1 protein-coding gene is annotated in these 1,387 nt (G+C 68.8%); it reads left to right on the top strand.

The genetic code is table 11. The annotated features are described in order from the left end of the window. Positions 1-337: 337 nt before the first annotated feature. On the top strand, positions 338-1,342 hold the full coding sequence (gene gap, locus DZF91_RS23795; protein WP_117359543.1) for a type I glyceraldehyde-3-phosphate dehydrogenase: 1,005 nt from the start codon (positions 338-340) through the stop codon (positions 1,340-1,342). The last annotated feature ends 45 nt before the right edge of the window (positions 1,343-1,387 follow it).

Below are 1,387 nucleotides of genomic sequence, written 5' to 3'. Positions count from 1 at the left end.
GATTTTCGGGCGGTTTTGTTGATGCTCGTCACGGTGGGCGCGCGCGGCCGGGCGGCGGGGCGTTGGGGGGCCGCGCGCGAAACCTGGGGGGGATGAACCCGCCGGTTTCAGGGGACATGTCTGATTGGTCTAGACGGTCTGGTCTAGACCTTCGCCTGTCCCGGTCCCGGAGCCCGGCCCGGCAAGGGTGCGCCACCTGCCGAAATCCGCCCCGCCGGTGCGGGGAGGCGGCGCGGCATTCGGTAGGGTCGAGGTCGGGGGAGACCCCGGGATCCAGGTAGGAAGTCGCCCGGAACCACCCGTGCCGGGCGTGACGACGTACGAGGAGAGCGGTTCCGTGACCATCCGAGTAGGCATCAACGGTTTCGGCCGGATCGGCCGCAACTTCTTCCGCGCGGTGAAGGCCGCCGGAGCCGACATCGAGGTAGTGGCGGTCAACGACCTGACCGACCCCGCGACGCTCGCGCACCTGCTCAAGTACGACAGCATCCTGGGCCGCTTCCCCGAAGAGGTGAAGGCGGCCGGTGACGAGATCCTGGTCGGCGGCAAGGCGATCAAGGTTCTCGCGGACCGCGACCCGGCCAACCTGAAGTGGAGCGACTTCGACGTGGACGTCGTCGTCGAGTCCACCGGCTTCTTCACCGACGCCACCAAGGCCAAGGTGCACGCCGACAACGGCGCCAAGAAGGTCATCATCTCGGCTCCGGCCAAGAACGAGGACATCACCATCGTCATGGGCGTGAACGACGGTGACTACGACCCGGCGAAGCACACCGTGATCTCCAACGCGTCCTGCACCACCAACTGCCTGGCCCCCATGACGAAGGTGATCCGCGACGCCTTCGGCATCGAGAAGGGCCTGATGACCACCATCCACGCCTACACGCAGGACCAGAACCTGCAGGACGGCCCGCACAAGGACCTGCGCCGCGCCCGTGCCGCCGCGGTCAACATCGTGCCGACCTCCACCGGCGCGGCCAAGGCCATCTCGCTGGTGCTGCCCGACCTCAAGGGCAAGCTGGACGGCTACGCGCTGCGGGTGCCGATCCCGACCGGCTCCGCCACCGACCTGACCGTCGAGGTCGGCCGCGAGACCACCGCCGAGGAGGTCAACGCCGCGGTCAAGGCCGCCGCCGACGGCCCGCTGCGCGGCATCCTCACCTACACCGAGGACCCGATCGTCTCCTCCGACATCGTCACCGACCCGGCGTCCTGCATCTTCGACGCCGGCCTCACCAAGGTCATCGGCAACCAGGTGAAGGTCGTCGGCTGGTACGACAACGAGTGGGGCTACTCCAACCGCCTGGTCGACCTGGTCAAGCTGGTCGGCTCGTCGATCTGAGCCGCGCCGCCCGCCGTGGCCCCGGACGCGCTCCGGGCCACGGCG

The organism is Actinomadura logoneensis, from assembly GCF_003428695.1.
GTDB lineage: Bacteria > Actinomycetota > Actinomycetes > Streptosporangiales > Streptosporangiaceae > Spirillospora > Spirillospora logoneensis.
This window is presented reverse-complemented; position numbering and strand designations above follow the sequence as displayed.